The 24,747-nt window shown below is 39.9% G+C and carries 25 protein-coding genes and 1 other annotated feature; of the genes, 11 read left to right on the forward strand and 14 right to left on the reverse strand.

The genetic code is table 11. The features are described from left to right. Positions 1 to 334 precede the first annotated feature (334 nt). From ED622_RS14665 to ED622_RS14715, 11 genes are all read left to right on the forward strand, one after another. Positions 335 to 1,921, forward strand: coding sequence for an anthranilate synthase component 1 (locus ED622_RS14665; protein ID WP_162922530.1), 1,587 nt, complete (start codon positions 335 to 337; stop codon positions 1,919 to 1,921). After that, on the forward strand, positions 1,921 to 2,529 hold the full coding sequence (locus tag ED622_RS14670; RefSeq protein WP_122035276.1) for an aminodeoxychorismate/anthranilate synthase component II: 609 nt from the start codon (positions 1,921 to 1,923) through the stop codon (positions 2,527 to 2,529). The genes ED622_RS14665 and ED622_RS14670 overlap by 1 nt, the downstream gene beginning before the upstream one ends. Before the next feature lie 10 nt (positions 2,530 to 2,539). After that, on the forward strand, positions 2,540 to 3,547 hold the full coding sequence (trpD, locus tag ED622_RS14675; protein WP_105054481.1) for an anthranilate phosphoribosyltransferase: 1,008 nt from the start codon (positions 2,540 to 2,542) through the stop codon (positions 3,545 to 3,547). Between the two features lie 4 nt (positions 3,548 to 3,551). Beyond that, positions 3,552 to 4,964 (forward strand): bifunctional indole-3-glycerol-phosphate synthase TrpC/phosphoribosylanthranilate isomerase TrpF, encoded by a 1,413-nt coding sequence (trpCF, locus tag ED622_RS14680; protein WP_122035278.1) that lies wholly within the window; start codon positions 3,552 to 3,554, stop codon positions 4,962 to 4,964. A 10-nt stretch (positions 4,965 to 4,974) separates the two neighbouring features. Continuing rightward, positions 4,975 to 6,165, forward strand: a complete 1,191-nt coding sequence (gene trpB / locus ED622_RS14685; protein WP_122035280.1) for a tryptophan synthase subunit beta — start codon at positions 4,975 to 4,977, stop codon at positions 6,163 to 6,165. Further along, entirely contained in the window at positions 6,165 to 6,971 is an 807-nt protein-coding gene (gene trpA / locus ED622_RS14690; protein ID WP_122035282.1) for a tryptophan synthase subunit alpha, read from the forward strand. Before trpB ends, trpA begins: the two co-directional genes overlap by 1 nt. 317 nt (positions 6,972 to 7,288) lie before the next feature. After that, on the forward strand, positions 7,289 to 8,539 hold the full coding sequence (locus ED622_RS14695) for a dicarboxylate/amino acid:cation symporter (RefSeq protein WP_122035284.1): 1,251 nt from the start codon (positions 7,289 to 7,291) through the stop codon (positions 8,537 to 8,539). A 188-nt stretch (positions 8,540 to 8,727) separates the two neighbouring features. Continuing rightward, positions 8,728 to 9,273: a septation protein A gene (locus tag ED622_RS14700; RefSeq protein WP_122035286.1), complete on the forward strand. Its 546-nt coding sequence runs from the start codon at positions 8,728 to 8,730 to the stop codon at positions 9,271 to 9,273. Positions 9,274 to 9,388: 115 nt separating this feature from the next. Continuing rightward, the gene (gene yciA, locus ED622_RS14705) at positions 9,389 to 9,799 is read left to right on the forward strand and encodes an acyl-CoA thioester hydrolase YciA (protein ID WP_122035288.1); all 411 of its coding nucleotides are present in this window, start codon (positions 9,389 to 9,391) and stop codon (positions 9,797 to 9,799) included. 104 nt (positions 9,800 to 9,903) lie between these two features. Then, the gene (locus ED622_RS14710) at positions 9,904 to 10,206 is read left to right on the forward strand and encodes a YciI family protein (protein WP_122035290.1); all 303 of its coding nucleotides are present in this window, start codon (positions 9,904 to 9,906) and stop codon (positions 10,204 to 10,206) included. A 78-nt stretch (positions 10,207 to 10,284) separates the two neighbouring features. Continuing rightward, complete coding sequence (locus ED622_RS14715; protein ID WP_122035292.1) at positions 10,285 to 10,686, forward strand: GspS/AspS pilotin family protein; 402 nt, start codon at positions 10,285 to 10,287, stop codon at positions 10,684 to 10,686. 83 nt (positions 10,687 to 10,769) lie between these two features. Here the strand turns inward: ED622_RS14715 and ED622_RS14720 are convergent, their stop codons facing one another. The 14 genes from ED622_RS14720 to ED622_RS14785 all read right to left on the reverse strand — a co-directional run bounded on the left by ED622_RS14720 (position 10,770) and on the right by ED622_RS14785 (position 24,279). Then, entirely contained in the window at positions 10,770 to 11,735 is a 966-nt protein-coding gene (locus tag ED622_RS14720) for a class I SAM-dependent methyltransferase (RefSeq protein ID WP_122035294.1), read from the reverse strand. Continuing rightward, a complete protein-coding gene (locus tag ED622_RS14725) occupies positions 11,732 to 12,418 on the reverse strand; it encodes a TIGR01621 family pseudouridine synthase (protein ID WP_122035296.1) in 687 nt (228 codons plus the stop codon). Before ED622_RS14725 ends, ED622_RS14720 begins: the two co-directional genes overlap by 4 nt. 123 nt (positions 12,419 to 12,541) lie before the next feature. Beyond that, positions 12,542 to 13,033, reverse strand: a complete 492-nt coding sequence (locus tag ED622_RS20120; protein ID WP_122035298.1) for a type II secretion system protein — start codon at positions 13,031 to 13,033, stop codon at positions 12,542 to 12,544. Between the two features lie 147 nt (positions 13,034 to 13,180). Continuing rightward, complete coding sequence (gene hisIE / locus ED622_RS14735; protein ID WP_122035301.1) at positions 13,181 to 13,801, reverse strand: bifunctional phosphoribosyl-AMP cyclohydrolase/phosphoribosyl-ATP diphosphatase HisIE; 621 nt, start codon at positions 13,799 to 13,801, stop codon at positions 13,181 to 13,183. Then, positions 13,798 to 14,571: an imidazole glycerol phosphate synthase subunit HisF gene (gene hisF, locus ED622_RS14740; RefSeq protein WP_122035303.1), complete on the reverse strand. Its 774-nt coding sequence runs from the start codon at positions 14,569 to 14,571 to the stop codon at positions 13,798 to 13,800. Before hisF ends, hisIE begins: the two co-directional genes overlap by 4 nt. Next, positions 14,553 to 15,290 (reverse strand): 1-(5-phosphoribosyl)-5-[(5-phosphoribosylamino)methylideneamino]imidazole-4-carboxamide isomerase, encoded by a 738-nt coding sequence (gene hisA, locus ED622_RS14745; protein WP_122035305.1) that lies wholly within the window; start codon positions 15,288 to 15,290, stop codon positions 14,553 to 14,555. Before hisA ends, hisF begins: the two co-directional genes overlap by 19 nt. Before the next feature lie 186 nt (positions 15,291 to 15,476). Then, on the reverse strand, positions 15,477 to 16,091 hold the full coding sequence (gene hisH, locus ED622_RS14750) for an imidazole glycerol phosphate synthase subunit HisH (RefSeq protein WP_122035308.1): 615 nt from the start codon (positions 16,089 to 16,091) through the stop codon (positions 15,477 to 15,479). A gap of 8 nt (positions 16,092 to 16,099) precedes the next feature. After that, on the reverse strand, positions 16,100 to 17,173 hold the full coding sequence (gene hisB, locus ED622_RS14755; protein WP_122035310.1) for a bifunctional histidinol-phosphatase/imidazoleglycerol-phosphate dehydratase HisB: 1,074 nt from the start codon (positions 17,171 to 17,173) through the stop codon (positions 16,100 to 16,102). A gap of 228 nt (positions 17,174 to 17,401) precedes the next feature. After that, positions 17,402 to 18,442, reverse strand: coding sequence for a histidinol-phosphate transaminase (gene hisC, locus ED622_RS14760; protein WP_122035312.1), 1,041 nt, complete (start codon positions 18,440 to 18,442; stop codon positions 17,402 to 17,404). Between the two features lie 9 nt (positions 18,443 to 18,451). Further along, a complete protein-coding gene (gene hisD / locus ED622_RS14765) occupies positions 18,452 to 19,771 on the reverse strand; it encodes a histidinol dehydrogenase (RefSeq protein ID WP_122035314.1) in 1,320 nt (439 codons plus the stop codon). Between the two features lie 5 nt (positions 19,772 to 19,776). After that, the gene (gene hisG, locus ED622_RS14770) at positions 19,777 to 20,673 is read right to left on the reverse strand and encodes an ATP phosphoribosyltransferase (protein ID WP_122035316.1); all 897 of its coding nucleotides are present in this window, start codon (positions 20,671 to 20,673) and stop codon (positions 19,777 to 19,779) included. Positions 20,674 to 20,742: 69 nt separating this feature from the next. Continuing rightward, positions 20,743 to 20,869: a sequence feature (His leader region), on the reverse strand. A gap of 241 nt (positions 20,870 to 21,110) precedes the next feature. Then, the gene (locus ED622_RS14775) at positions 21,111 to 22,154 is read right to left on the reverse strand and encodes a porin (RefSeq protein ID WP_122035318.1); all 1,044 of its coding nucleotides are present in this window, start codon (positions 22,152 to 22,154) and stop codon (positions 21,111 to 21,113) included. A gap of 479 nt (positions 22,155 to 22,633) precedes the next feature. After that, on the reverse strand, positions 22,634 to 23,254 hold the full coding sequence (locus ED622_RS14780; protein ID WP_122035320.1) for a DUF2057 domain-containing protein: 621 nt from the start codon (positions 23,252 to 23,254) through the stop codon (positions 22,634 to 22,636). Positions 23,255 to 23,331: 77 nt separating this feature from the next. After that, entirely contained in the window at positions 23,332 to 24,279 is a 948-nt protein-coding gene (locus tag ED622_RS14785) for a porin (RefSeq protein WP_122035322.1), read from the reverse strand. Positions 24,280 to 24,747 lie beyond the last annotated feature (468 nt).

Genomic DNA, 24,747 nt, shown 5'->3' on the forward strand with positions numbered 1-24,747 from the left:
ATTATCTTTGTTTTAATAGTAGGTACTTTATGTCACAGCTTAGCAAACAACAAGCATTCTTAAAAACTAGCGTGATGACTAAACGTTGGTGGCACTACTTCGGGTAGTGTTTTGTGCTTAGTTAAGTAACATGAAACCTTACCCGCCATCTAGCGGGTTTTTTTATGCCTTAAGCACAACCAATCAGTAAAACTAATAATAGATGAAAATCTAAACAGTCAGTCATTCAGCCCTCACAAGTTTTAAGAAAAGAGTGGCAACAAAAGTGAAATATGCGACTATGAAAACTAATAAAAATGTAACATCAATTCAACGCATTAGCAGGGAGGCTGGAATGCAGTCAGTAATATCCAATGATGGTCAGCTAGAAGTTCTTTCCCTTGACGTTCCATACGTTTCCGATCCAACCCAACTTTACTCTACGTTGTGTGAGAATAAAGAGATGAGCTTGTTGCTCGAAGGGGCTGAAGTAAACTCTAAGCAAAACATTATAAGCTTAATGCTGATTGACGCGGCGGTACGAATTCATTGTTTTGATAAAGACGTTACCTTAGAAGCCTTAACAGTAAATGGGGAACGTTTATTACAGACCTTAGCACTATCTCTGCCTTCTTCTTTGATTACTCTATCTTCTCAAACTCTACTCACGCTGCACTTTCCAGAGATTAACCAAGATCTGGATGAAGACAGCCGTTTACGTGAGCTTTCTTCTTTTGATGCTCTGCGTTTTATTCAGAATCACTTTGATGGAACTGGATTGCCCTCTAATGCACTATTTTTAGGCGGTTTATTTGCTTATGATTTAGTGGCGAATTTTGAAAACCTTGGTAATGCAGAAACAACCAATAAGTGTCCTGATTATGTGTTTTATGTAGCGGAATCACTTTTGGTCATCGATCACCAAACTGAGTCTTCGGTACTTCAGGGCTCACTGTTTAATTCTGATGAGACTATCAAAACCAGTGTTTCAGCTCGACTTCTTGAAATTAAAGAATTTTGCTCAGAGCCACATACGGTTCCTGCTGCTCCAACACTAGAAAATTGTGAAGCGGTTCCAAGTGTCTCCGATGAAGATTTCTGTCAAACCGTATTAGATTTAAAAGAATTTGTAATTAAAGGCGATATTTTCCAAGTTGTTCCTTCTCGTCGATTCACTCTTCCTTGTCCCGCGCCATTAGCGGCTTACCGTGAACTGAAAATAGGTAATCCAAGTCCTTATATGTTTTATCTGCAAGATCGCGATTTCACCCTGTTTGGTGCATCGCCTGAATCTGCATTGAAATACGGTAAAGAAACCAACCAAGTTGAGATTTACCCAATCGCAGGCACACGTCAACGTGGTAAAAACAGCGATGGCTCTATCAACCATGATTTAGACAGCCGCATTGAATTAGAACTGCGTTGTGATACCAAAGAAAACGCAGAACACATGATGCTAGTTGATTTGGCTCGTAATGATGTGGCTCGTATTTCTGAAGCTGGCACCCGCTATGTGGCTGATTTATTAAAAGTAGACCGCTACAGCCATGTTATGCATCTGGTTTCTCGTGTTGTTGGTCAACTTCGAGGGGATCTTGATGCCCTTCATGCTTACCAAGCATGTATGAATATGGGGACATTAACTGGCGCACCAAAGATCCGTGCTATGCAGCTCATTCGTGACGTAGAAAAAACACGCCGAGGCACTTATGGTGGCGCTGTGGGTTATTTAACAGGCGATGGCAACATGGATACTTGTATTGTTATTCGTTCAGCCTATGTTGAAGACGGTATCGCTCAAGTTCAAGCCGGAGCTGGTGTGGTGTATGACTCTGACCCACAAGCTGAAGCCGATGAAACTCGTGGAAAAGCCCAAGCAGTGATCTCAGCAATTCAAAAAGCGCACTTAGCTCAACCAGCAAGCACTAAGGAGAAAAACTAATGGCTCATATTGTATTACTCGATAATTTCGACTCCTTTACTTATAACTTGGTTGATCAATTTCGCTCACTTGGTTACCCAGTCACTATTTATCGAAATAGTTTGTCAGCCGCGGCTTTTGAAGAGGCGGTAAATAAACTAGAAAATCCGGTAGTTGTACTATCTCCAGGACCAGGTGCGCCATCAGAAGCCGGCTGTATGCCTGAAGTCATTCAACGCTTAAAAGGCAAAGTACCTATGATTGGGATTTGTCTTGGTCATCAAGCGATTGTAGAAGCATATGATGGGACAGTTGCTGGAGCAGGTGAAATCGTTCATGGTAAATCAGCAATGATGAGCCATAACCAACACGCAATTTTTGATGGGTTACCAAACCCACTCTCTATTGCTCGTTACCACTCTTTAGTGGCAACAAAGGTAACAGAGCAATTAACCATTACAGCAACCGTTGATGATTTAGTCATGGCTGTGATCCAAGAAGAAGATAAAGTGTGTGGATTCCAATTTCACCCTGAATCCATTTTAACGACGCAAGGCGCTGAGCTACTAATTAATACATTAAACTGGGCTTTAAATTTAGATTCAAGCCGTTCAGACAATAAAGAATAAGGATATTCGTATGACTCAAATTGAAGCCATTTTTACTAAACTGTATGATCAAACTTCGCTTTCAGAAACAGAAAGCCAAGTTCTTTTTGATGCCATTATTAAAGGCGAGTTAGAGCCTATTCTACTTACCGCTGCCCTAACCTGTTTGAAAATCAAAGGTGAAACACCAAACGAAATTGCAGGTGCAGCAAAAGCACTGCTTGATAATGCCAATGAATTCCCTCGCCCTGATTACGATTTCGCCGACATTGTTGGTACCGGTGGAGACGGTTCAAACACCATCAATATTTCCACTACAGCAGCCTTTGTAGCAGCAGCCTGCGGATTAAAAATCGCAAAACATGGCAATCGCGGCGTATCAAGTAAATCAGGATCTTCTGACTTATTAGATTCTTTTGGTATTAATTTAGCCATGTCTGCAGAAGACACACGAAAAGCGGTTGATGATTTAGGCGTTGCTTTCTTATTTGCGCCTCACTATCACGGTGGTGTTCGTCACGCGATGCCAATTCGTCAAACCATGAAAACCCGCACCATCTTTAATATCCTTGGTCCTTTAATCAACCCTGCTCGTCCAAACATTGAATTAATGGGTGTGTATGACGAGTCTTTGGTTCGCCCTATCGCAGAAACCATGGTGAATATGGGAATGAAACGCGCAGCGGTTGTCTTTGGTTCTGGTTTAGATGAGGTTGCTATTCATGGCCCAACAACTGTTGCTGAAATTATTGATGGTGAAATCAAAGAATACACATTAACGCCTGAAGATTTTGGTTTAGACACTCATCCGCTTGAAGCAATTAAAGGCGGAGAGCCAGAAGAAAACAGAGCGATTATTACTGATATTCTGACAGGTAAAGGCACTGACGCTCAACTGGGCGCTATTGCGGTTAATGTTTCACTATTAATGCGTCTGTTTGGTCATGAAGATTTAAAAGCCAATGCACAAAAAGCCATTGATGCGATGAACTCAGGTAAAGCATTTGAGCTAGTTCAACAACTGGCTGCACGAGGATAGAAAGATGACACAACAATTGTCTGAGCACATCTCAGTAGAAAACACCCAAATGGCTGAAGTGCTAGTAAAAATTGTCAAAGATAAAGCGATTTGGATAAATGAGCGTAAAGAAACACAGCCTCTTGATACCTTTAAGAATGGCCTAACCAACTCTGATCGCAGTTTTTACCAAGCATTAAAAACGGGAAAAACTGAGTTTATTCTTGAGTGTAAAAAAGCATCACCATCAAAAGGATTAATCCGACAAGATTTTGATCTTAACTACATTGCTTCAGTCTACAACAAACACGCCAGTGCGATTTCTGTGTTAACGGACGAAAAGTATTTCCAAGGCAGTTTTGATTTCTTACCCATTATTCGTGACCAAGTTAATCAGCCTATTCTGTGCAAAGATTTTATGATTGATGCATACCAAGTGTATTTAGCTCGCCATTACGGTGCAGATGCAATTCTACTCATGCTTTCAGTGCTTAACGATGAAGAATACAAAGAGCTTGCAGAAGTCGCTCATTCATTTGGGATGGGTGTACTTACTGAAGTCAGTAATGAAGAAGAGTTACACCGAGCGGTCGCATTAGAAGCGAAAGTGATCGGCATTAACAACCGTAATCTACGTGATTTATCCACTGATTTGAACCGCACTAAAGAGCTTGCACCGCTACTGCCAAAAGACACAACCATTATTTCTGAGTCTGGTATCTATAACCATCAGCAAGTAAAAGATCTGGCTAAACACGCTACGGGATTTTTAATTGGTAGCTCACTAATGGCAGAAGAAAACCTAGAGCTAGCAGCACGAAAAGTGATCCTGGGTGAAAACAAAGTCTGTGGCTTAACGTCTGTTGAAGATGCAAAAGCAGTTTATGACTCTGGTGCCGTATATGGCGGACTTATCTTTGTTGAAAAATCACCACGTTTTGTTTCATTAGAGACAGCAAAAGCCATAACTCAAGCAACCACGTTGAATTATGTAGGCGTTTTCCAAAACGATACAGTGTCTACTGTTGCACAACGAGCGAATGAACTATCTCTTGCGGTGGTTCAATTGCATGGTTCTGAAAGCGAAGAGTACATTGCAGAGCTAAAACAACAGCTACCAGCAGGTTGCCAAGTGTGGAATGTTATTTCTGTGTCAGATGATGCACAAAGCATTTCCCTTCCTCAAAGTCTTGCTGATAAAGTGTTGGTAGATTGTAAAGTAGGCACTCAAGCAGGTGGCACTGGCGTTAGTTTTGATTGGAGTAAACTGCCACATAACGACATTATGTTAGCTGGTGGTTTATCACTAGAGAATACCAAACAAGCTGCACAACTTGGTTGTTACGGATTAGATTTCAACTCTGGTGTCGAATCGGTACCAGGAAAAAAAGATCACAAAAAATTACGCGCCGTATTTAGCGCATTACGAGATTATTAAGGAAAATATCATGGCAAAATTAGATGCCTACTTCGGTGAATATGGTGGTCAATACGTTCCACAAATTTTAGTACCTGCATTGGACCAACTTGAGCAAGCCTTTATTGATGCTCAAGCAGATGAAGATTTCCGAGCTGAGTTTATAACGTTACTGCAAGAATACGCAGGCCGTCCTACCGCACTTACGCTTTGTCGTAACCTAACCAAGGGCACTAAAACTAAACTGTACCTAAAGCGTGAAGATTTGCTGCACGGTGGCGCTCACAAAACTAACCAAGTATTAGGTCAGGCGCTACTTGCAAAACGCATGGGTAAAGAAGAGATCATTGCTGAAACGGGTGCAGGTCAACACGGCGTTGCAACTGCTCTTGCTTGTGCTCTGCTTGGCTTAAAATGTCGTGTTTACATGGGCGCTAAAGATATTGAACGTCAAAGCCCGAATGTATTCCGCATGGAGTTAATGGGTGCAACAGTGATCCCTGTTCATTCAGGTTCATCAACGCTAAAAGATGCCTGTAATGAAGCACTACGTGACTGGTCTGCAACTTATGAAACTGCGCATTACCTATTAGGTACAGCAGCTGGCCCTCACCCATTCCCGACGATTGTTCGTGATTTCCAACGAATGATTGGCGAAGAAACAAAAATGCAGATCCTTGCACGTGAAGGCCGTCTGCCTGACGCGGTGATTGCTTGTGTTGGTGGCGGTTCAAACGCGATTGGTATGTTTGCTGATTTCATTGAAGAAGAAGATGTGAAATTGATTGGTGTTGAGCCTGCCGGTAAAGGTATTGATACCGACCAACATGGCGCGCCACTTAAGCATGGTAAAACGGGTATCTTCTTTGGTATGAAAGCACCATTGATGCAGGATGAACATGGTCAAATTGAAGAGTCTTACTCTGTATCTGCTGGGCTTGATTTCCCATCAGTTGGCCCACAGCACGCACATTTGAATGCTATTGGCCGTGCAGAATATGGATCAGTTACCGATGATGAAGCACTAGAGGCATTCCAAACCTTAGCAAAAGGCGAAGGGATTATTCCTGCATTAGAATCATCTCATGCTCTGGCTTATGCACTTCAGCTAGCGCATGCTGAACCAGAAAAAGAACAGTTGTTAGTGGTTAACCTATCAGGCCGTGGTGACAAAGATATCTTCACTGTTCATGACATTCTAAAAGAAAAGGGAGAAATCTAATGGATCGTTATCAAGACCTATTTGCTAAATTAGCAGACAAAAACCAAGGTGCCTTTGTTCCTTTTGTAACCATTGGCGATCCAAATCCCGAGCTCTCTTACCAGATCATGGAAACGTTAGTTGAATCAGGAGCAGATGCCCTTGAATTAGGCATTCCATTTTCTGATCCTTTAGCGGATGGCACTACTATCCAAGGTGCAAACATTCGTGCATTAGACAGTAAAACAACACCTGCCGTTTGTTTTGAATTGATCTCAAAAATCCGAGCTAAATACCCTGAAACACCAATCGGCCTTTTAGTGTACGCAAATCTTGTGTTCGCAAATGGCATCGATACTTTCTATGCTAAATGCCAACAAGCCGGTGTGGATTCAGTACTAATTGCTGATGTACCAACCAATGAGTCTGAAGAATTTAGAGCAAGTGCACTCAAGCATAATGTTCACCCTATCTTTATAGCTCCACCATCAGCATCAGATGAAACGTTAGAAACCGTTGCTAAATTAGGTGGTGGCTATACCTACCTTCTTTCTCGTGCTGGTGTTACTGGCGCAGAAACCAAAGCAGGTATGCCTGTTGCTCAACTATTAGAGCGCTTAAACCAATTTGATGCACCACCAGCTATCTTAGGTTTTGGTATTTCAGAGCCTGCACAAGTTGAAGAAGCGATTAAAGCAGGCGCAGCAGGGGCTATTTCTGGCTCTGCGACCGTAAAGATCATTGAACAAAATCAAAATAATCCAGCCACTTTACTTAAAGCTCTTTCATCGTTTACTTTATCGATGAAAGCGGCAACACAAAAATAACATTTAACATGTTATCCCATCCCAAAAGAGCTCATCACGAGCTCTTTTTTTATTCTTCCCTTTTCTATACTGACTTTGCCATAATAAATATTCATTAGAGCCCACTTACCAAAAAGTAACAATAAACCTCACGGCGCACAAAAAAGAAACAAAAAACCTACATGGGACTACATAAATTGAGAAGTATTTGATAAAACTATTGATAGATGTAAATGTTACGTGTAAAACATCATCCAATATATTCAACTAACAATTACATATTTAACAAGATACACAAACTTTATCTTGTTAAAAACAACAGTATAGAGGTAATCAAAGTGTTACAACAAAAAGGACTTCTCAACAATATTGGCGTTCAAGTCGTTATTGCCATGATCGTAGGTACCATGGTTGGTGCAACAATGGGGCAATCTGCCGCTATGTTTGCTCCTTTAGGTACAATCTTTATTAACCTAATAAAAATGCTAGTGATCCCACTGGTTGCTGTTGCTCTAATCTCTGGTGCTGCTGGGCTAGGTAATAGCAGTAATGCAGGTAAAGTGGGGTTAACTACTTTAGGTTACTTTGGTATCACTTCAGCACTTGCGGTTGCACTTGCACTGTTCATGGGTGAGATTTTTGAGCCGGGTAAAGGCATCGATGTCTCTGGCGTTGAAGGTATGTTCTCATCAGCGTATGCCGCGAAAGGTGAGCTGCCAACGTTCTGGGCGACCATCACTGGTATGATCCCAACTAACGTTTTCCAATCATTAAATGAAGCAAACATTCTACAAATTCTCGTTTTCTGCTTATTTTTTGGCATTGGTCTTTCTAAACTAGAAAAGAAACGTCGTGAACCAATGATCAATGCGGTTAATAGCATTGTTGATATTATGGTTTGGATGATCAATAAAGTAATGATCATCGCCCCTATCGGTGTGTTTGGTTTAATGGCTGAGGCCGTGGGTACGTTTGGTTTTGGCGCGTTAATGGTCGTGTTTAAACTATTCGTTGTTTATGTTGCTGCTATTCTTGTATTTGGTTTTATTGCGTATCCATTAATGGTTGGCCTACTAACTAAAACCTCTGCAAAGAAATTCCTGATTGCAATGAAGAAGCCACAAGCTGTTGCATTATCAACTGCATCATCAATGGCAACACTTCCTGTAACTATGGAAACCGTTGAGAAAGACTTAGGTGTTCGTAACTCTACCGCATCATTTGTCCTGCCATTAGGCGCAACGATCAACATGTCTGGTAATGCAATTTACTACGGTCTAGTCGCTATCTTCTTTGCTCAGCTGTTCAACATTGATCTGTCAATTGGTGCTTATGTAGCAATTATTGTGACATCAACACTGGGTGCTGTTGGTCAAGCAGGTGTTCCTGGTCCCTCTTTCCTAGTCGTTGCTGTTCTACTTGCTGCAGGTATTCCAATCGAAGGTCTACCACTTCTATTCGCATTAGACCGAATTTTTGACATGATCCGTACCGCTCTGAACATCACTGGTGATGCTGCGTGTGCCGTGATTGTTGACTCAATGGTTGAAGAAACAGCAGAAACAACGACAGAAAATAAAGAAGCGTAGATTCATTACTTCTTTACATTAGATATTATTAAGCCAACTCACTCTTTCTCGTTGAAAGCATATGAGTTGGCTTTTCTTTTTCACCAACAAGCACGCATAAAATGTAACAAGCAATTTTTAGCGATTCCCTCCCCTCTAAATTTTAGATACACTCGCTACATAATTAATTATTGGCTCAACCTATAAATATGAAACAGATTTTAGATTTTATCCCACTGATTATCTTTTTTACCCTGTACAAAATGTACGATATTTACACCGCAACAGGCGCACTTATCATAGCAACAGCTGTTCAACTTATTTTGACTTACGTTCTTTATAAGAAAGTTGAAAAAATGCAGCTAATCACCTTCCTTATGGTAACCGTCTTCGGTGGTATGACGATCTTCTTACATGATGACAACTTCATTAAATGGAAAGTAACGATTGTATACTGTGTTTTTGCTGCTGGTTTACTGGTTTCTCAGATCATTGGCAAGCCTGTAATCAAAGGTATGCTAGGCAAAGAAGTGACACTTACTGACTCTCAGTGGAACAAGATCAACTACGCTTGGATCTTATTTTTCACCGTATGTGCAATTGCCAACTTATACGTAGCATTCGAAATGCCATTAGATGTATGGGTTAACTTTAAGGTCTTCGGCTTACTTGGATTAACCTTCTTATATACACTATTTACTGGTATGTACGTTTACAAACACATGCCAAAAGAGAAAAAAGAAGAACAAGAGTAACCAAAAAATCAAACAAAAAGACATAAGCCGTGCTGCTTTATCGCACGGCTTTTTTATATCTGTTTTTTTATGATAAACTCTGCCTAATTTCATTTTAGTTGTATTGGAAATCAATTTGACAACTCCATCATCTCTTGGACAAGCGCCTAAAGGCCAACTCCTTCTACGTACTCTTTCAATGCCAGCAGACACGAATGCCAATGGCGATATCTTTGGCGGATGGATCATGTCACAACTGGATTTAGCTGGTGGTATTTTAGCCAAAGAAATTTCTGGTGGTCGTATTGTTACTGTATCTGTTTCTAGTATTACTTTTAAAAAGCCAGTAAAAGTAGGTGATGTTGTTTGTTGCTATGGCGAATGTGTAAAAATTGGCCGTACTTCAATGTCGATTAATCTTGAGGTGTGGGTTAAGCCAATTAAAGAGCACGGTATTGGTGACCGCTTTATGGTATGTGACGCCACATTTAACTATGTTGCGATTGATGCGAAAGGAAAACCGCGTCCAATCCCTAAAACTGCGTAGTTATTAGAATTTTTCTGATTAATTAGTAAAAAGCTCTGGTTTATAGCCGGAGCTTTTTTTATGATGGCTATATCAATGATGATACAGAATAAAAGGACTCAACTATGTGGTATGTAATCTTTTCTCAAGATGTTGAAAACAGTTTAGAACGTCGTTTAAGTGTTCGTGAAAAACATCTAGAGCGCCTTACTCTACTACAAAATGAAGGTCGTTTATTAGTAGCAGGTCCAATGCCAGCAATCGATTCTGAAAACCCTGGTGAAGCAGGCTTTACTGGCTCCACCGTTATTGCAGAATTTGAGTCACTAGATGCAGCCAAAGAATGGGCAAATAACGACCCATATATTGATGCTGGGGTTTATGCGAATGTCATCGTAAAACCATTTAAAAAAGTGCTTCCTGCTTAACAACTAATAGCCTTTATTACGCTAAAAGCTAATTACTAAAACCATTTACTAAAAGCAATTTTATTAAAAAGAAACCTAATGAAAAAAATCATTCTTACCGCATTAAGCGCAATCCTGCTTTCAGGTTGTGCCTCTAACGAACAACAACAAGAAATAGAAATGTTGGCTGATTATCGCGCCAGTATTCTTGCAAGTACCGTCCCTCTAGAAATGGGGCCACTCACCTTAATTCAAGTAAAAGAGAAACAAGGTGTGGTTGAAATGGTATTTTTAGATGGTGGCTCTGGTGAAATGAGTACTAATCAAATCATTGAAAACAGTATCGCCACCTACTGTAATGATAAAGAAATCCGCCCTGTACTAGAAAAAGGCGTTTCTTATCGTTATTTGATTCGTAATTCTCGCGGTCAAAAACAAAACGATATCTTAGTCACAGAACAATCTTGTTTAGATCGTGAACAGATGAACGAAGAAAAATAGAGTTCAATACCGATAAATAATAAAAGCCCTCTCACTAATCATAATGAGAGGGCTTTTCTAAATCTATACTGCTACCTTGCAAACTAACGCGTAAAACGCATCACTTTTAAGCCGCTTTCAGGATTAATATCTGCAAACTCTGGCGGGTTATCTAAACGCTCTACAAACTTCAGCTCTGGCGCTTCTTCAGCCATACCATCAATTAAGAAATCAGTAGATACCGCTGGCGAATTCACACAAGCTAACACTTCACCCGTTTCACTCAATAAACTTGGTAAACGACGTAAGATCTTTTGGTAATCTTTGGTCAGTGCAAAGCTGCCTTTTTGGAAACTAGGTGGATCAATAATGATCAGATCATACAAACCTAACTTCTTAATCTTACCCCACGATTTAAAAATATCATGACCTAAGAACTTAACTTTAGACAGATCATGATCATTTAAACGATGATTATCACGACCACGACTCAACGGCCCTTTCGCCATATCTAAATTAACCACTTGAGTCGCGCCACCCGCAATTGCAGCAACAGAAAAGCCACACGTATATGCAAACAGGTTTAACACTGATTTGCCTTCACTGTGTGCTTGAACCCATTTTCGACCATAGCGCATATCTAAAAATAGCCCCATGTTCTGGTTCTTTTTAAGCTCTAGCTGATATTTTAGGCCATTTTCAATAGCAACTGGGAAGGTTTCTTCACTACCCCATACGACTTGAGTCGGTGCTAACTCTTGATAACGATGTTGCAATAAAATGGCTTGGCCTTTAGCATTTTTCCATATATCAGATCCAGCAAATGCGTTCAGTTTTGATTCTAAAGCTTCAATAAAAGTAGCATCTTGTTCTTTAAATAACGCCACCACTAGTTGACCTTGAGCCCCTTGATTTTGAGGAGCTTGACCTTGAAGCCAATCAACGGTGAGCTGCTCTAGACCGTCAAAGCACTGACCACGACCATGGAATAAACGACGAAGCTCATTCTGTGGTGCTGCTAACTGCGCTTCTAAATGGGTAAATAACGTATCTAATGCTTCTATCTTCATGATTTCTTCTTAATCTCTGGCCAAGTTAATGTCCACGGTGTTTGCCACTGCGCTAATCCTGCTTGAATAGTGTCATCTTGCCACTCTTCACCTTGCTTTGGTGTTTCAACAAATTCAAACGTTTGCTCTTGATAAGTAAAACGTAAAGCATATGCATGAAGATAACCGCGATCTGCTTTAGATGAGCTATAAATTGAATCACCCAAAATCCCCGAACCTACACTCTTTAATGCGACTCGAATTTGATGAGTTTTACCAGTATGAGGCTTACATAAAAATAGACGATTGCTATTATGTGCAGCCGTTGAGAAAAACTGAGTAATTGCAGGGTTGTCTTTACTGTTGATCAGCTTCCATGACGCTCTACGTGAACGCTCCATATCGCCAATAACCAGACCTTGTTTTTTCTTAGGCTTTTTATCACCAATAGCGAGGTAATATTTTTCAACCAAACGCTTTGCGAACAATTGTGATAATTCACTTGCAGCAGACTGATTACGACCAATCAGCAATAGCCCTGACGTCATCTTGTCTAAACGATGAATTAAATAAAGCTGCTTATCACCAGTAACTTTAGCTAACTCAATCAATAATGAGGTTTCACCATCGTCTTTATGAACACTGATGTTTGGGTGCTTATTTATAACAAGAAAATCTGAATTTTGATAAAGGATATCGAACATTGGCGCTCCTAAAATTGAGCGCAGAGTATATACCGAAGCGAAGGGATTATGCGAGAGCCTATAGATATTTATCATTAAAACCTTAAGAACTCTCACTTAACATCGTAAATAACGAATGAAGAGCTAGCAGCCTGTTGTTACCGTCGATAGCTGATAAGGTTCATCAACAGATTTAGCCTCAACATACTTAACATAACAATTTGTCTTTTTTACTGAATCCATTTGGTCATAAGTACCTACAATCCTAGATAATGAAATATACTCAGCAACACCATCGTTATCATTTATTGAACCACCAGTCCATTCTTTATCCACGGTATACGGCTCATAATCAATTTCCATATACTTAGTCCACTGATCGTAAACTGGGTATCCGTAAGAATAAGTAATTCCATCCTGAATATCTGAATTTTCTTTCTCAATACCTAATATGGCAGCTTTAGAATATGTAAGACTTATCGCCCCTTCCATCTCACCTTTTAATCCATTAATCGCTGCAGCTTTTGCATCATTCTGTAGATTTAAAAACTTAGGTGCAGCAACAACGGCAAGAATGCCTAATATAACAATGACAACGACTAATTCTATTAATGTAAAACCAGATTTTTTTTGCATACCCGTCTCTGACTAATTATAAATTTACGTACACTTACAGGTTAAAAACTAATTTTACAAATGAACGATGTCTCATTTTATATATATTCTTAAAATAAAAAAAATGCTGACATATTTGCCAGCATTTCATTACTTTGAATTATATTTTCACTTATGACGTTCTTTCAGTTTATTAATAACATCATCGAACGATAGACCTTGATCTTGAAGCAGAACAAACAAGTGATACATTAAATCTGCTGATTCACACACTAACTCCGCCTTGTCACCCGACGTCGCTGCAAGCGCGACTTCAACGCCTTCTTCACCAACTTTCTGCGAAATACGTTTGGTACCACGGGCATAGAGACTTGCTGTATAAGATGAGTCAGGATCAGCATTCTTACGCTCGGCAAGTAGTTGTTCCAACTGATGAAGCCACACCAATTGCGTTTCTTCAGTTTTATCGCTATCCCAACAGGTAGTTGTTCCTGTATGGCACGTTGGACCAACAGGGTTTACTTTAATAAGCAGAGTATCGTTATCGCAATCTAGAGAAATATTCACCAGATTTAAACTGTTCCCCGACTCTTCACCTTTGGTCCATAAACGATTTTTAGTACGAGAGAAAAACGTCACTTTTTCTGTCTCTAGCGTTTTCGCCAAGGCTTCTTGGTTCATGTAACCCATCATCAATACTTGGCTTGAACCAAAATCTTGAATAATAGCAGGTACTAAACCATCCACTTTTTCCCAATCAATTCGTGTTGCTAATTCTTGTTGGCTCATCGGCGTACCTCTACATCCTGTTCGGCTAAATATTCTTTCAATTCACCAATATTGATGATTTGTTTGTGAAATACTGACGCTGCTAACGCACCATCAACATTGGTTTTTTTATAAGCATCCGCAAAGTGAACCATTTCACCAGCACCACCTGACGCAATTAATGGAACATGGCACACTTCTCGTACCATTTTTAATTGTTCTAAATCGTAACCATTACGAACGCCATCTTGGTTCATCATGTTTAATACGATTTCGCCTGCTCCACGTTTTTGAACTTCTTGCACCCAATCTTTGGTTTCCCATTTGGTTGCTTTGGTACGCTCTTCATCACCAGTAAATTGATAAACTTGGTATTTACCCGTATCTTTATCAAAGTAAGAATCAATACCCACGACGATGCACTGAACACCAAATTTATCGGCAAGTTCTGTGATAAGTTCTGGGTTCGCTAATGCAGGAGAGTTAATTGATACTTTGTCAGCACCAAACTCTAAAATCTTCGCCGCATCTTCAGCCGTTTTAATTCCACCCGCCACACAGAATGGAATATCAATCACTTCAGCTACGCGTGCTACCCAGCTTTTATCGACTACACGGCCATCACTTGATGCGGTAATATCATAAAATACCAATTCATCGGCACCCTCTTCTGCGTAACGCTGTGCCAGAGGGACAATATCACCAATAATTTCATGGTTACGAAATTGAACACCTTTTACTACTTGCCCATCTTTAACATCAAGACAAGGAACTATTCGCTTTGCCAACATTGGAATGCCTCCTCTGCGGTGAACTTGCCATCAAGCAGTGCTCGACCAACAATGACACCAGCAACACCAGAGCCTTTCAGCGCGGCGATATCATCCAGTGACCCTATACCACCTGATGATTGAAATTGCACTTGTGGGTACTGTTTACATAGGTCTACGTAGAGTTCTACATTCGAGCCTTGCAACGTGCCATCGCGTGAAATATCAGTACATAACACGTGCTTAAGACCAACCGTTAGATAATCTTCAAGCAGCGCTTCAATAGTCACACCAGAATCTTCTTGCCAGCCTGAAATAGCTACATTACGTGTGCCGTTTTCATCAATGTTAATATCTAGCGCCAATACGATTTTTTCTGCGCCGTATTTTTCCATCCAACCTTTAACTAATTCTGGCTGCTTTACCGCGGTAGAACCCACAACCACACGTTGTGCACCGGCGTTTAATAAATCTTGAACGTCTGCTTCATTACGTACGCCACCACCAATTTGGATATTGGCTGGGGTACTTGCTAACAAACGTGCGATCAAACCCAATTGACGCGCTGTTGTGTCTTTTGCGCCAGTTAAATCAACAAGGTGCAGCCAATTAGCGCCTGCTTGGTGATACAAATTGAACTGTTCAGCCGGATCAACTTTGTATTCTGTTACTTGCCCGTAGTCGCCTTGAAATAGACGAACTACTTGGCCTTCAATTAAATCTAATGCTGGAATGATCATTCTAATTCCTTTTAGCTCTCACTCGTGGAGAGTCCTATTTCTTTTTTAACTCTATCGCTACTAAAAGATTTAGGATTCAGGGCGCTTCGCTTGCAGGTTTCAGGGTAGTTGTTGTGATATTAGGATTAACCCCTACCCACCCCTGAACCCTTTGAGGGAGCTTGCGACCGATCTGAACCCTGCCTTTTATAGCTCCAAAAAGTTCTGAATAAACTTTGAACCCACTTTACTTGAACGCTCTGGGTGAAACTGAACACCGTAGTAATTACCTGCTTGTAATGCGGCGGTAAAGGATTGTCCATATTCACAAGAGGCAATCGTATAATCACCCACTTGCATGCCAAAGCTGTGTACGAAGTAAAAGTAACTGTTCTCTGGAATATCTTTAAACAGCGGATGACCTTCAACGGATTTAATAGTGTTCCACCCCATGTGAGGCAGTGGTAAATCACCCGTTTGAAGCTTACGAACTTCACCGTCACATAAACCTAAACAATCCACAATTTGATCTGCTTTTTGGCCTTTCTCTTCAGAAAGCTTACCCAAAAGTTGCATACCTAAACAGATACCCAATAGCGGTTTTTCAACTTGCTTAACCAACTCAATAAGATCACGTTCAGCTAAGTTCTTCATCGCTTCGCTTGCTGTGCCAACGCCCGGTAAAAACAGCTTATCTGCAGCCAGAACCACTTGAGGATCTCGGCTTATCGTAACGTCATAACCCAAACGCTCAATCGCAAATCTCACTGACGATACGTTAGAGCAGCCTGTATCAATAATAACGACATTTTGCTTTGTCATAGTCACTCCTACAATACGCCTTTTGAGCTTGGCAGTTCATTACCTTCAACTTTAATTGCTTGGCGTAAAGTACGACCAAACGCTTTAAATAGGCTTTCAATAATGTGGTGATCATTATGACCTGCAGAAGAAAGGTGTAATGTACAAGCAAGCGTATCTGTTAGAGAGCGGAAGAAGTGAACTACCATTTCTGTTGATAAATCACCCACTTGATCACGACTAAATTCAGCATCAAACTTCAGATATGGACGTCCAGATAAATCCAGAGCACATTGTGCTAAACACTCGTCCATTGGTAAGCTAAACCCAAAGCGACCAATACCGCGTTTATCACCTAACGCTTCTTTTAACGCTTCGCCCAATGCAAGAGCCGTATCTTCAATAGTGTGGTGATCATCAATGTGTAAGTCGCCCTCTACATTGATCTTCATTTGAAAACCACCGTGGGTAGCAATTTGATCAAGCATGTGATCAAAGAAACCAAGACCTGTAGTGATCTCATTTCCGCCTTGCTCATCCAAATTAACAAACACTTTAATGTCCGTTTCTTTGGTTGTGCGGATCACTTCTGCAGTACGTGCATTTACGGTCAGATCTTTTAAGATCGCAGACCAGTTCATTGTCTCAGGATGGTATTGAATACCGCGAATTGCCATGTTCTCAGCCAGTTGAAGATCCGTTTGGCGATCACCAATGACTACTGAGTGTTGAAAATCGACTTTTCCGCCTTGAAGATACTCTTTAACCATACCCAATTTAGGTTTACGGCATGAGCAGTTGTCTTCTTCAAAGTGAGGACAGATCAGAACATCATCAAATTTAACGCCTTGAGATTCAAAAAACTCCATCATCATATTGTGTGGCGCATCAAACTCATCTTGTGGGTAGCTATCTGTTCCTAAACCATCTTGGTTCGTCACCATCACTAAACGATAACCAGCGTCTTGTAGAGAAAGTAGAGATGGGATAACCAAAGGTTCAAACTTTAGTTTATCTAAACGGTCTACTTGAAAATCGACAGGCGGCTCAACAATTAAGGTGCCATCGCGGTCGATAAATAAAATCTTTTGTTGTTTGCTCACAGGAACGTCCTTTTAATTTTTATTCTTGATAACCCCCAAGCCTTATTCCTAAGCTTGGGGATAAAACATACCAATCACAGTAAGTAAATGAGCAGTAATAGCAAAGGAAAAATGCTTGAGAACAAGGCAAAATTTTTCGATAAGTAGTTATTCTACAATCAAAAATTTTAACGCAGTTATCGAGTATTTTAACTAGCTAGGATGATCAGTTATTTACTACGATTGGTATTAAATTAATTGATTACGAATAAATCCAAGTGTTTTCTCACACTCTTCGCGGTTACCCACACTAATACGTACACAATTTTTAATTGGTGAATTACGTAAAATAATGCCGTGATCCCACGCTGCTTTAAATATTGCATCGCCATCAGAGAACTGCACTAATAAATAGTTACCCCAACCCTCATGAACAGTGACACCATTCAATACCATTAACCCTGCGTGTAAATAAGCACGGTTAGCACTTAAATCAAGCATTTGGTATTTCATGCGAGCTAACCCTGCTTCTGATAAGGCTTGAGTCGCAATTTCAGCTACAGGAACTGGCACTGGATATGGTGCAATCACTTTAAGTAATACATTAATCAGTTCTTCATTTGCTAATGTAAAACCACAACGTAAGCCAGCCAATGCAAAGGCTTTTGACAACGTACGCAAAATAGCTAGGTGTGGATAATCAGCCAGTAAATCGACCGTAGACTTCTCCATACAAAAATCGATATAAGCTTCATCCATTACGACAATGGCACGATCTTTTGTCATCTCAAGTAGTGAAAGAATGTCTTTACGATTAACGATGTTGCCTGTTGGGTTATTTGGACTACACACAAACACAACTTTGACGTTTTCTAAGCTTGCTTCTATTGCTGGAAGATCTAGCTGCCAATCAGAAGTAAGTGGAACCGTTTTAGTCTCTACACCAATGGTTTCTGCGCTGATTGAGTACATGCCATAAGTTGGTGGACAATATAGAATTGCGTCTTCATTTGGCTCACAGAACGCACGAACTAATAACTCAATACCTTCATCAGCACCGCGTGACGTTAGCACTTGCTCTGGTTTTACTTTTGCATAAGAGGCATAAGCATTGAGCAACTCTGGTGGCTGACATTCACTGTAACGGTTAAGGCGTGCAAAATTGAATTTGTATTCATTATCAAATGGAGATTCATTGGCGTTTAACCACACATCCCCTGTGCCGCCAATGCGACGGGCTGAGAGATAAGGCGTTAATGCTTGCACTTGTTTTCTGGCTAACTTTTCCATCATGAATTCCTATTGATTCGTATCTAGCTGATTAGCTTCTAACTTAGCTAATTTTTCAATTCTGATTGTAACCGCTCGTTTGTGTGCATCAAGTCCTTCTGCATCCGCCATTGTTACCACTGTAGGGGCTAATCCTTTTAAACCATCCGCTGTGAGTTCTTGTACTGTCATTCGTTTAGAAAAATCAGCTAACCCTAAACTTGAGTAAGTTTTTGTATAACCATAGGTTGGTAGTACATGATTGGTGCCTGAAGCGTAATCCCCTGCTGATTCTGGTGAGTAATCCCCTAAAAAGATTGAACCTGCATTATCAAGAAGCGGCAGTAATTCACGTGGATTTTTGGTTTGAACAATTAAGTGCTCAGGGCCATAAAAGTTTGATATTGAAACACACTGAGTTAGAGACTCTGCAATAATCAATAAACTTGAACCTAGCGCTTGGCGTGCAATGTCAGCACGAGTCAGCTCTTTTAGCTGTTTCTCTACTGCATCAGCCACTTGATCAGCGATGATCGGAGATGGAGTAACAAGAACCACTTGTGAATCAGGACCATGCTCTGCTTGGCTTAAAAGATCCGCAGCAATAAAGTCTGGATCTGCCGTTTCATCAGCAATAACTAACACTTCAGATGGGCCAGCAGGCATGTCGATCGCCGCACCACGGAAATCATTAGATACTTGGCGCTTTGCTTCCGTTACGTACGCATTACCAGGGCCAAAGATCTTATCGACTTTAGACACTGATTTTGTGCCGTAAGCCATAGCCGCAACCGCTTGAGCGCCACCAATGTTATACACTTCATCAATTTTACATAGTTTTGCAACGTATAAAATTTCATCTGCAATTGGTGGTGGTGAACATAGAACCACTTTATGACAACCAGCGATTTGAGCAGGAATACCTAACATTAATACCGTTGAAGGCAATGGTGCACTGCCACCTGGAATATACAAACCAACTTTGTTGATCGGCATCGTGATTTGTTCACACACCACACCCGGTTGCGTCTCCACTTTTAACGGCTGTGGTTTTTGTGCTTTGTGAAACTTTGAGATATTACTGTACGCTTGTTGTAGCGCCGCTTTCATCTCTTCAGATAAACGTTCACTTGCCGCTTCAATCTCAGAATTAGAAACTCGAATTGATTCAGGTTTCACACCATCAAACTTTTCAGTCAACGCTAACACACCAACATCGCCGTCTTGCTTTACGGTATTAATCACGCTAGTTACCGCAGCGGTAATATTTGCACCTTCGGTAATAGCAGGACGTTGTAAGACGGTATCTTGCTGTGAGTCACTAAGTGATTGCCAAACTAGGGTTTTCATAATGGTTACTCCATCATCTTCTCAATTGGAAGAACAAGAATAGAGCTCGCACCCAGTGCTTTTAGCTGTTCCATTGTTTCCCAGAATAGATTTTCAGTACTTACTAGGTGAACCGCTACTTTTGCACCATCACTTGATAGAGGAAGTACCGTTGGATCTTCTGCACCCGGCAGTAGTGATTTAATCGCTTCTAGCTTATCTGTTGGCGCGTGTAGCATGATGTATTTAGATTCTTTAGCTTGGATACAACCTTGCATGCGTGTCAGTAGCTTTTCAATTAGTGCTGCTTTATCTGCATCGAACTCACCTTCACGTTGAATTAGCGTTGCTTTAGAGCGGAAAATCACTTCAGCTTCTTTTAACCCATTTGCTTCAAGCGTTGCGCCTGTTGATACTAAATCGGCAATTGCATCAGAAAGGCCTGCACGTGGAGCGACTTCAACAGAGCCGTTTAGAATACAGGTAGAAAATGGAATGCCTTTTTCATCCATAAAGCTTTTAAGCAGTTGTGGGTAAGTTGTTGCAATACGTTTGCCTGCAAGATCTTGTGGGCCGTTGTACGTTTCATCTTTATCGATAGCGATAGATAGACGACAACCACCAAAATCTAAACGGCGCAGAGTAGTAAATGCTGAAGGCTCACCAAGCGCTTTGCGCTCTAGGCGAACTTCTTCTAATTCATTTTCACCAATCACACCTAAATCAACCACGCCATCCATGATTAGACTTGGAATATCGTCATCACGAACTAACAATAAATCAATTGGCATGTTTTCAGAATGAACTACTAGGCGCTCACCCGAGATGTTAAATTTCATGCCGCAGCGCTTAAATAGCTCTTGGCACTCTTTAGATAAACGGCCTTTCTTTTGAATCGCGATGCGTAGACGTTGTGCTGACATAATTTCTTCCTTGTAAAAATGTAATTCTAAATTTGTGGTAGTTACCTGTTACTTAATTTTGGTCATAAAACGAAAAAACCCTCAGAAGATTTACCTTCCGAGGGTTTGAAATTGTATTCATCGGAAGGAAATTCTAATTGCCTTCCCGGATATGCATATCCTCCCGAAAGACTACTCAGGATGATGGTGGTGATGAATGTTCAGACCTTGAATACGCATAATTATAAACCTTTAGTAACAAATTGATTTTGTTTTTAACCTTGTAAACACATTATCAAACTGTGGTTTTATTTCAACAAAAAAGATCATATTTTTTAAAGAAAATTTTTGGAGCATTAAAGGGTTAAGAACTAATTCTAATAACAATCTTTATTCAGACGAAAAAAAACCAGTCATAATGACTGGCTTAATAATTTGGTTTACTTTAAATCAAGAGATTAGAAGTAGTAGTAACCTGCTGCGAATACGTGAGTTTCTTCGTCTACATTATTGTAGCCAGAATCAAGCTCTTGCTTAATATCAATACCCATATCCATGTTTTTAGCAATAGTATACATAGCTGCAACGTTCATGAATGATTGATCTAGATCTTTCATGCCTGTTACTTCATCAGTATTTGCTGCATAACCAGCTGCTAGAGTTAGGTCTTCAGTTACTGCGTAACCTGCTGATAGGTAGTAACCAGTGTTTGTTTTATCTAGATTCTTAGCGCTTGTATCTTCAATCCAGAAGTTTGCGCCTAGTTTTACTTCACCTAATTTAACATTACCTGTTACAGTCATAACTTGGTAATCAGCATCAGCAACTTTAACATCACCTCTTACTTTACGAGTAGCTTCATCACGTAATTCGTAACCAGCATATACATTGAAGATTTCTTGTTCGATACCAACGTAACCATTCACACCTTTCTCAGCATCTACATGAGTATCATCAGTTTCAAAGTAAGATACACCGTATGCGAAGCCACTTGTAGAACCTTGGAATTTAACTACGTTAAATGCATCAGATGCATCACCAGCAGAAGCACCGAACTCGTATGTGTTATCGCCAGCACCATCGATTGCATCAAGAGCTGTATCATTTTCCCAACCGTAAGAAGCAATACCGAAACCAGTATCAAAACCTAACCATGCTTTATCAACATCAGTAGCAAATTCTGAACCATTTTCAAGAATTGGAGAAGTTGAATTATCAGTTGTGTAGTTAAGCATAAAGTCAGTTTCAAAGTAACCAACAATACGATTGTTACGGTAGTTAACAGCTAGAGTTAGGCCGGTAGCCCAATCATCATAAAATGCTTTAGAACCAGTATCGTAGTAACCACCAACGCCCACAGAACCAGATACAGAGAATTGGTCTTTATGCATTGAGTCGAATGCAAACATGTCTTCATTTTTGCTGTTTTGGCTGCTTGTATCTACTGCAAATGCTGATGCTGAGATACTTGCGATTGCAAGTGCTAAAAGAGTCTTTTTCATAATAAGTCCACTGCCTTTTCTTAGAAAGATTGGAAATCCGATTTCCGGTTCCCTTATTTTAAGAGCGCCACAGCTGCATCTAATGTGCGACTTGTTAGCGTCTCTGTTTCTGGACGCTACTTTGCTAAAGATTTCTCATCGTGTCAACGCGCAAAGTCAAGGAAAGTAAAAAATAATAAAGGCATCAAATACAGAGGCTTAGAGCGGTACATTTAAATTTGTGACACAGATCAAGCTACAAAATATAAATTTAGATAAATACGCACAACAGTAAGAAGAGGCGCATTACCGCTAAGTTACAGATAAAAAAGAAGTAAAAACATAAATAGTTCTAAATGGCCGCGATTTGACCAGCGAGTGCCATTAATGTTTATAAATAGAAATTGAGAGGAAATGTGGTCTAAAAATAATTGTCATTCTGAGTAAATATTTTCCAATTTTCAGAATGACAATACAGATTTTGTAAGAAAGGCTAAAAATTAATTGTGATCTATGATCCACTTTTGGAAGGCCTTACGCTCTTCCTTTGAGGCTTTAGTGTACCAAGCTTGAAGTTGCTCAAGGTTAGAAACCTTATTATCTTCGGTACTATTGTAGTTTTCTACAGTTAATGCACTCGCAGATAACGTTGCTGCAGAACCAAAAACAAGTCCATTTTCTTGATTGTGTTTTTTCAACATAGTTTCAAGATCGTAATATGGCATAAAACCATCTTCAGGTTTCAGCTTCTCTTGTTGATACGGAATTTCATCATCATTAGAGTTAATAATTTCCCATGCAGGCTGAGTCTTAAATTTCTTTTTCCCTTGCTCATAACTATGAACTTTTGGACCTTTAATAACTAAATCTGATTCAGGGATATCGAGTGATAATATAAATGGTGCCGAATCAAAAATTTTGGCTGAATTTCCATTCCCTACTTTCTGACTATAACGAAGTACTAACTGCGTATTAATTGCATCAACTTCTATCGTATCTCGTTTTTTTTCTGTTTTAATGCCATTAACAAATAAGATCTCTACCCCTTTTTTAGGAGTCAATGTTGCAGCCTGAGTTGAAGACGCAAGCATTAAGCTTAAAAGTCCTAATTTAAATTTCATATTAACTCCAAATATTTCATCCCTAAAAAAAAACCACCCTATAAGGGTGGTTTCAAGTATATCTTAATTAACTAAGATTAGAATGCAGCTTTAACACCCATTGCGAAACCTGTTTGGCTATCAGTAACATCATTACCACCAACCTCAACATATGCTGTTGTGTTTGGAGCAATTGGGTAACCCGCATTTACATACCAAGTATTAATATCATCATTTGCATCAACATCATCAGAAGATAAGCTATAACCAGCGGCTAAAGCAACAACATCAAGTTGGTAAGTAGCAGCAAGACCAAATGTAGTAGTCTTAATAGTTTCATTATCTAAAGTATAAACCGCAGCTGCTAAGCCTAAGTTTTCAACACCATTAAAACGCGCTTCAGCACCTAGAAGTGTTTCATCATGTGTACCTGTGATAACAGCTGGAGTACCTGATTTATCTTCTGCTTCACCAGTACCACCAAGAAGAGTAAAGTCAAAAGACGCCACACGGTAACCAACACGAGCATCAAAATAAGTACCATCTTCACTTACATACGTTGAACCATTCTTATCTTGAGCAAAAGCAACTGTTGCATAAAAGTTTTCTTTATCAAGATCCCAACGAACAACTTCATCACCACAGTACATATCAGCACCATTGAAGAATGTAGTAATACCAAATTGGTAATCCGAACCAATACCCGCATCATCAAGAGCAGTACAAGTACGACCAACTTTAATAGAACCAATAGTATCAGAGTAAAGTGCTACATATGCATCACCTTCGTTCATGCCTGTATCTTGTAGCTCGAAGAAACCACCGAACTGTAGATCATCATTCATTGCATAACGCACATCAAATTTAACATCAGCATCTTGAATTTCTTGTTGGAAATCGTGATCTTTTTCAGTTTTTTGTAGGTACACAACTTCAATGTCGCCACCCATATTTACTGTTACGCCATCTTGGTTATAAATTTCAAATGCTTGTGCTGAACCAGCTGATGCCGCTAATACTGATAATGCTACTAGAGTCTTTTTCATAATAATCCACTGCCTTTTCTTAAAAGATTTGGAAATCCGATTTCCGGTTCCATGTATTTATGTATTTTTATTCCGTATCGACCAACACATCTAACTGTGTGATTAATCAGTACTTCTGAATTCGAGAGCTACTTTGCAAAATCTTGGCCCACATGTCAACGGTCAACTAAAATATACATAAAAAAACATAAACCCTTTAAATACATGAAGTTATCTAATTTAATGTTCTTTTTCGACTCGCCGCACACATCAAAATGAAACCTAATGTAAATATTTATTTCTCGACACAAAAGAATAAAGCACTAAAAAAAACACCTTTAAACACTCATGCCAGCATAATTAACCTTAATTTTTGAAATAAACTAGGTTTCACTCGTTCTAAAAATTAACATTTAGGTCTTTTATATTGGTTCATCTTATTTTCGTGACGTATATCTCGATTTAAATACATAAGAATCTATTCTTTGC

The sequence above is a fragment of the Aliivibrio sp. EL58 genome (assembly GCF_900312675.1).
GTDB lineage: Bacteria > Pseudomonadota > Gammaproteobacteria > Enterobacterales > Vibrionaceae > Aliivibrio.

What these genes read in the sequence shown, in the direction of transcription:
- ED622_RS14775 (WP_122035318.1), bottom strand. Translation starts at nt 22,154, where the DNA reads ATGAAAAAGACTCTTTTAGCACTTGCAATCGCAAGTATCTCAGCATCA.
- ED622_RS14670 (WP_122035276.1), top strand. Translation starts at nt 1,921, where the DNA reads ATGGCTCATATTGTATTACTCGATAATTTCGACTCCTTTACTTATAAC.
- trpD (WP_105054481.1), top strand. Translation starts at nt 2,540, where the DNA reads ATGACTCAAATTGAAGCCATTTTTACTAAACTGTATGATCAAACTTCG.
- hisH (WP_122035308.1), bottom strand. Translation starts at nt 16,091, where the DNA reads ATGACAAAGCAAAATGTCGTTATTATTGATACAGGCTGCTCTAACGTA.
- trpB (WP_122035280.1), top strand. Translation starts at nt 4,975, where the DNA reads ATGGCAAAATTAGATGCCTACTTCGGTGAATATGGTGGTCAATACGTT.
- hisG (WP_122035316.1), bottom strand. Translation starts at nt 20,673, where the DNA reads ATGTCAGCACAACGTCTACGCATCGCGATTCAAAAGAAAGGCCGTTTA.
- ED622_RS20120 (WP_122035298.1), bottom strand. Translation starts at nt 13,033, where the DNA reads ATGCAAAAAAAATCTGGTTTTACATTAATAGAATTAGTCGTTGTCATT.
- ED622_RS14780 (WP_122035320.1), bottom strand. Translation starts at nt 23,254, where the DNA reads ATGAAATTTAAATTAGGACTTTTAAGCTTAATGCTTGCGTCTTCAACT.
- trpA (WP_122035282.1), top strand. Translation starts at nt 6,165, where the DNA reads ATGGATCGTTATCAAGACCTATTTGCTAAATTAGCAGACAAAAACCAA.
- hisF (WP_122035303.1), bottom strand. Translation starts at nt 14,571, where the DNA reads ATGTTGGCAAAGCGAATAGTTCCTTGTCTTGATGTTAAAGATGGGCAA.
- trpCF (WP_122035278.1), top strand. Translation starts at nt 3,552, where the DNA reads ATGACACAACAATTGTCTGAGCACATCTCAGTAGAAAACACCCAAATG.
- ED622_RS14665 (WP_162922530.1), top strand. Translation starts at nt 335, where the DNA reads ATGCAGTCAGTAATATCCAATGATGGTCAGCTAGAAGTTCTTTCCCTT.
- ED622_RS14715 (WP_122035292.1), top strand. Translation starts at nt 10,285, where the DNA reads ATGAAAAAAATCATTCTTACCGCATTAAGCGCAATCCTGCTTTCAGGT.
- ED622_RS14700 (WP_122035286.1), top strand. Translation starts at nt 8,728, where the DNA reads ATGAAACAGATTTTAGATTTTATCCCACTGATTATCTTTTTTACCCTG.
- hisD (WP_122035314.1), bottom strand. Translation starts at nt 19,771, where the DNA reads ATGAAAACCCTAGTTTGGCAATCACTTAGTGACTCACAGCAAGATACC.
- ED622_RS14720 (WP_122035294.1), bottom strand. Translation starts at nt 11,735, where the DNA reads ATGAAGATAGAAGCATTAGATACGTTATTTACCCATTTAGAAGCGCAG.
- ED622_RS14710 (WP_122035290.1), top strand. Translation starts at nt 9,904, where the DNA reads ATGTGGTATGTAATCTTTTCTCAAGATGTTGAAAACAGTTTAGAACGT.
- hisC (WP_122035312.1), bottom strand. Translation starts at nt 18,442, where the DNA reads ATGGAAAAGTTAGCCAGAAAACAAGTGCAAGCATTAACGCCTTATCTC.
- ED622_RS14725 (WP_122035296.1), bottom strand. Translation starts at nt 12,418, where the DNA reads ATGTTCGATATCCTTTATCAAAATTCAGATTTTCTTGTTATAAATAAG.
- hisA (WP_122035305.1), bottom strand. Translation starts at nt 15,290, where the DNA reads ATGATCATTCCAGCATTAGATTTAATTGAAGGCCAAGTAGTTCGTCTA.
- ED622_RS14785 (WP_122035322.1), bottom strand. Translation starts at nt 24,279, where the DNA reads ATGAAAAAGACTCTAGTAGCATTATCAGTATTAGCGGCATCAGCTGGT.
- hisIE (WP_122035301.1), bottom strand. Translation starts at nt 13,801, where the DNA reads ATGAGCCAACAAGAATTAGCAACACGAATTGATTGGGAAAAAGTGGAT.